General features: G+C 73.9%; 4 protein-coding genes. 3 read left to right on the top strand and 1 reads right to left on the bottom strand.

Annotation, left to right across the window (positions count from 1 at the left end; all coding sequences use genetic code 11):
- The first annotated feature begins 260 nt into the window (after positions 1-260).
- Positions 261-989, top strand: a complete 729-nt coding sequence (locus Z164_RS0119480) for a hypothetical protein (RefSeq protein WP_043691100.1) — start codon at positions 261-263, stop codon at positions 987-989.
- A 291-nt stretch (positions 990-1,280) separates the two neighbouring features.
- On the opposite strand, the gene Z164_RS0119470 is transcribed toward Z164_RS0119480, so the two are convergent.
- Positions 1,281-2,750, bottom strand: a complete 1,470-nt coding sequence (locus Z164_RS0119470; RefSeq protein ID WP_024892299.1) for an MATE family efflux transporter — start codon at positions 2,748-2,750, stop codon at positions 1,281-1,283.
- A gap of 518 nt (positions 2,751-3,268) precedes the next feature.
- Between Z164_RS0119470 and Z164_RS23150 the strand changes: the two genes are divergently transcribed.
- A complete protein-coding gene (locus Z164_RS23150; protein WP_160170706.1) occupies positions 3,269-4,240 on the top strand; it encodes a peptidoglycan-binding protein in 972 nt (323 codons plus the stop codon).
- A gap of 58 nt (positions 4,241-4,298) precedes the next feature.
- Positions 4,299-5,075 (top strand): hypothetical protein, encoded by a 777-nt coding sequence (locus Z164_RS0119460; RefSeq protein ID WP_152541071.1) that lies wholly within the window; start codon positions 4,299-4,301, stop codon positions 5,073-5,075.
- Positions 5,076-5,205 lie beyond the last annotated feature (130 nt).

Genomic DNA, 5,205 nt, shown 5'->3' with positions numbered 1-5,205 from the left:
GCCGCAGGCGTGCAAAGCGGCCCTCATCCGGCGCTGCGCGCCACCTTCTCCCGCTCGCGGGAGAAGGGACAGTGTGGTCCCGCTTGCGGGAGAAGGGACAATGTGGTCCCGCTTGCGGGAGAAGGGCCAAGATGGGTCCGCACGTGGGAGAAGCCGCGGTTTCGACGTTGCAGATCGAATGTCGATTCGCCCTGGGGGGCGGTGACCGCGGGCGCGGCACCGCCTAAGCTGGCCGTCCCACGTTCCGACGGAATCCCGCCATGTCCCTGCCGCGCCTGCCCCTGCTCGTCCTGACCACCGCGCTTGCGCTGGCTGGTTGCCGCGACCGCGAAGCCGAGGCCGCGGCGCAGGCCGCCGTGCGGGCCGAAGCTGCCGAACGCCAGGCCTCCGAGGCCGAGGCCGGCTTCGACAAGGCCGTGGCCGAGGAGAACTGGGCGCTGGCCAAGGCGCAGGGCGACGTGCTGTTCATGCGCTGGCCCGATACCGAAGCCGCCGAGCGCGTGCGCGCGCGCTTCGACGAGGTGGCGGAGAAGGCCGGTGCCGAGCGCGAGGCGGCGCGTACCGCCGCGCTGTGGAGCTACCAGTCGATCGCGGTGACCGGCGGCGAGCAGCGCTCGGCCGCCATCGACGCGCGCGAGCCGCTGGACACCGACGGCAGCGGCCGCAAGCGTGTGCAGCTGATCTTCCGCGACCATCCGGAATGGGGCCGCAGCAGCTACCTGGTGCTGCAGGCCGGCGACTTCGACTGCTACGGCGGCTGCCGGGTGAACGTGGCCGTGGACGACGGCGAGCCGCGGCGCATGGCCGCCAGCCGCCCGGAGACCGACGAGGCGATCGCGATGTTCGTCGAGGACGAGCGCGCGCTGTGGCGGCTGCTCGACGGCGCGAAGACGCTGTCGATCGAGTTCCCGGTCAAGGCGGGCGGCACCCGCACCGCGGTGTTCGAGGTCGGCGGGCTGGACCGCGCGCGGATGCCGGGCTGGGACTGAGGACGGCGCGGCCGGCATGGGCTGGGACATCGCCATCGTCGTCCTGGTGAGCGCGCTGGCGATCGCGCTGCACGTGATCCTGTTCGTCGTGTTCCGGCGCTGGATGGACCGCGACCTGGCGCTCTCCTTCGCCGGCGACGATCCCGCCCGGCGCGCGCGCATGCTCGAACGCCTGCGCGCGCTGCGGCGCGAGGGCGTGCGCCGCCGCGATCTGCCGGCGCGCCTCGAACGCGAGGCGGCCGCCCTCCAAGGGGCGGCCGGAGGCGCGGCGGACGCGGCCGGTGCCGGCGGTCAGGCGGTCGGCGGCGACGCCCTGCGCGGGCAGGGCTCGGCCACCGGCGACGGCGGCTGCGCCGGAATCTCCGCCGGCACCGCCAGGTCCTCCTCGCGCGGGAGCATCTTCGCGCGCCGCCAGCCGCCCCAGCGGTAGTAGGCCATCGCCATCAGCATCGCCGCCAGCGCGCTGGCCGGGAAGCTCCACCAGATCGCATCGGCGCCGAGCGCGGGCTGCAGCGCGTCGGCGAACGGCACCCGCACGCCCCACAGCGCCAGCCCCAGCATCAGCAGCGGCGGGATCACCGCGCCGGTGGCGCGCACCACGCCGAACAGCACGAACGTCACGCCGAAGAACAGGAACGAGCCCACGCCGATGTGGTTGATGTGCCGGGCCACTTCCAGCGACGGGCTGCCCTCGGGCAGGAACACCGCCAGCGTCCAGCGATCGAACAGGATCAGCGGCACGATCAGCGCGCCGGTCATCAGGAAGTTGAAGCCCACGCCCGCGCGCGCGGTCGCGTCCACCCGCGGCCACAGGTCCGCGCCGACGTTCTGCGCCGCCATCGACGAACACGCCGCGCCGATCGCCATCGCCGGCATCTGCACGTAGGTCCACAGCTGCATCACCGCGCCGTAGGCGGCGGTGGTCTCGGTGCCGTGGCGGTTGACCATCGCCATCATCGCGATCATGGCCAGCGAGATCAGCACCATCTGCGCGCCCATCGGCAGGCCCTTGAGCACCAGCGTGCGCACGATGGTCCAGTCGGGGCGGAACAGCGCGCGCTCGGTGCGCGAGATCCACAGCGGGTGGCGGCGATGGCGCAGCCACAGCAGCAGCGCCGCCAGGCTCGACGCATTGGCCAGCAGCGTCGCCACCGCCGCGCCGGTCATGCCCAGCGTCGGCAGCGGGCCGACGCCGAACACCAGCAGCGGCACCAGCAGCACGTCCAGCGCCACCACCAGCAGCAGGAACAGGAACGGCGTGCGGGCGTCGCCGGCGCCGCGCAGGGTGGCCGACAGGAAGGCGAACAGGTACAGGAACGGCACCGCGAGGAAGATCGTGCGCAGGTAGGCATCGGCGTAGGGCAGGGCGTCGGGCGGCGTCCCCATCCACTGCAGCACCTGCCGAGACAGCGGCAGGCCCGCGGCGGCGACCAGCACCGACAGCGCGGTGAAGAAGGTCGCGCTGGTGCCGATCGCGCGTCGCGCCTCGGCCAGGTCGTGGCGCCCCATCGCCTGCGCGACCAGGATCGTGGCCGCCATGCCGATGCCGAACACCGCGCCCAGCAGGAAGAACAGGATGCTGTTGGCGTTGGCGACCGCGGTCAGCGCCGATTCGCCGAGGAAACGCCCGATCCAGACCGCGTTGACCGAACCGTTGAGCGACTGCAGCACGTTGCCGCCGAGGATCGGCAGCGCGAACGCGAACAGGGTCGGGCCGATGGCGCCCTGGGTGAGATCGTGGCGTCGGTCGCTTGGGGGCATGGCGATATCCGTGCGGCCGAGCGCGCGGCTGCGGCTGGAAGGAGAGGGGGAGTCCCGCGGACGCGGCGCGCCATGATCCGTGGACCCCGGTGCACGACGTGTCGATGCGGGCCGGTCGCGATGGTCGCATGTTGGCGGCGCGAAAGAGGTCCCTCTGCGGGGCCACGCCGTCCTTGCCTTCCACCGCGAGCGGGGAGCGCTCTGTTTTTCCTTCCCCCGCAAGCGGGACCATGCCGTCCCTTCCCCTGCGAGCGGGCGCATCTCGTCCCTTCTCCCGCAAGCGGGACCATGCCGTCCCTTCTCCCGCAAGCGGGAGAAGGTGGCGCGCAGCGCCGGATGAGGGCGCCTTCGCACGCCTGCGGCGTGCCCCCCATCCGCCTTCGGCACTTTCGCGCGCTGAATGTCGGCCTAGGGACCGCCCCAGCTACCGCGACCGTCCGGGGGGCTGGAGGATGGCGCCAGTGCCCAGGGCGGTCGTCGCCTGCGGCATCGGTGCCCCGAACCGAGAGGTCGACGCCATGAACCTCGAAGCCGTGACCCATCGCGCTGCGTCTCCGGCCGGCACGGAGGCGGGCGCCGCCCACGGGACGGACGTCTACGTCGCCAGGCGCGGCGACACGCTGTCCACCATCGCGCGCGATCACGGGGTGGGCCTGCGGGCGCTGCTCGACGCCAACCCCGACGTGCTCAATCCCGACGTGATCTATCCGGACCAGCGCATCGCGTTGCCGGAAGGTGCGGTGGCCCGGCCGCCGGCGCTGGTCGCCGCGGACGGGCCGACCCCGACGCTCGAGCACGGCGCGCGCGGCGCGGTCGTCTCCGAACTGCAGCGCGGCCTGGTCGGGGGCGGCTTCGATCCGGGGCCGGTCGATGGTGTCTTCGGGCCGCTCACCGAGGCCGCGGTGCGTGATTTCCAGGCCAGCCGCGGCATCGAGGTGGACGGCATCGTCGGTCGCCGGACCTGGGGCGAACTGGGACGGCCCGCGTCGGCCGGTCCGGGCGAGGCCGCGCCGGTCTCCGGGGAGGTGGCCGCGACCGGCGACGCCGCGACCGACCGCCGGATCGCCGGCCTGCACCCGGAAGTGCGCGCGACCGCGGCCGCCTTCGTCAACCGCGTCGAGCAGGAGCTGGGCATCCGGTTGCGGGTGACCCAGGGCTATCGCTCGATCGCCGAGCAGGACGCGCTGTACGCGCAGGGTCGCACCGCGCCCGGCGACGTGGTCACCAACGCGCGCGGCGGCAGCAGTTACCACAACTACGGGCTGGCCTTCGACGTGGTGGAGGTGCGGCCGGACGGCAGCGTGAACTGGGAGACCGACTGGGACGCCATCGGCCGCATCGGCGAAAGCATGGGCCTGGAATGGGGCGGCCAATGGACCCGCCTGGTGGATCGTCCGCACTTCCAGATGGATTTCGGCCTCAGCACCGCCCAGTTGCGCCAGCGCCTCGACAGCGGCGATACCCGCGGCGGCTTCGTCAACGTGCGCTAGGCGCCCCGCGCGGCGGCTTGCGGCTATGCTCGACGCGCCCGCCGATTCCGGATCGATCATGCGCCCGCACGCGTCCGCCCTGCTGTCCGCCGCGGCGTTGTCGCTGGCCCTGCTGCTGGGCGGCTGCCGCGCGCCGCAGGCCCCGACGGACGCGGCGTCCCCCGCGGCCGCGCCCGGGCCGTCCGCCACGGTGTTGCCGGCGGACGCCGTGCGGATCGATCCGGTCGGTCCGTTGGCGCGCTTCCCGGCGCTGGCCGAGGCGGTCGCCGGCGCCAGCGCCCGGCACCGGGCCGCGTTCGAGGCGGAGGCCGCGGCGGCTCGCGCGCGCGGCGAGGACGTGGCCGGCTGGCGATTGCGCCTGGCCTGGCGCGGGTTGGTCGGCAACCGCTATCTGCGGGTGGCCCAGGGCGAGGGCGAGGCGGTGCGCGGGCCGGGCGTGGAGGCGCCGATCGTCGAGCGCTACACCTACGACGGCGTCAGCGGGCGCGTGCTGGCCCTGCGGGACTGGTTCGAGGACGACGCGGTGTGGCCGGCGATCGCCGCGGTCGCGCGCGAGGGGCTGCTGGCCGAGGCGGCGATGCGAGGGACCGACGACGCAGCGTGGCGGGCGCGGATCGAGGCGGCGACCATGCCGGACCCGGCGGCGTTCGCCCTGTACGAGCCGGTCTTCAGCGCCGATGGCCCGGTGATGGGCTTCGACCTGCTGTTCCCCCCGGGCCGGGTGGCGCCGGCCGGAGCCGGCGTGCGGCGGGTGCGCATTCCGCTGGCCCTGGTCGAGCCCTACCTGGCGACCGCGCACCGCGATTCGCTGTACGCGATGGCGGGTTCGGAATAGCGGAGGGCGCGAAAGGCACTCTTCTGCGCCTGGCGGGGCGCATGCCGTCTCCTGCGAGCGGGGAGCGCCCTGTTTTTTCCTTCCCCCGCCTGCGGGGGAAGGTGCCGAAGGCGGATGGGGGCACGCCGCA

The organism is Luteimonas huabeiensis HB2, from assembly GCF_000559025.1.
Lineage (GTDB): Bacteria > Pseudomonadota > Gammaproteobacteria > Xanthomonadales > Xanthomonadaceae > Luteimonas > Luteimonas huabeiensis.
The sequence above is the reverse complement of the archived record's forward strand: the minus strand, read 5'-3'. Positions and strand labels throughout refer to the sequence as shown.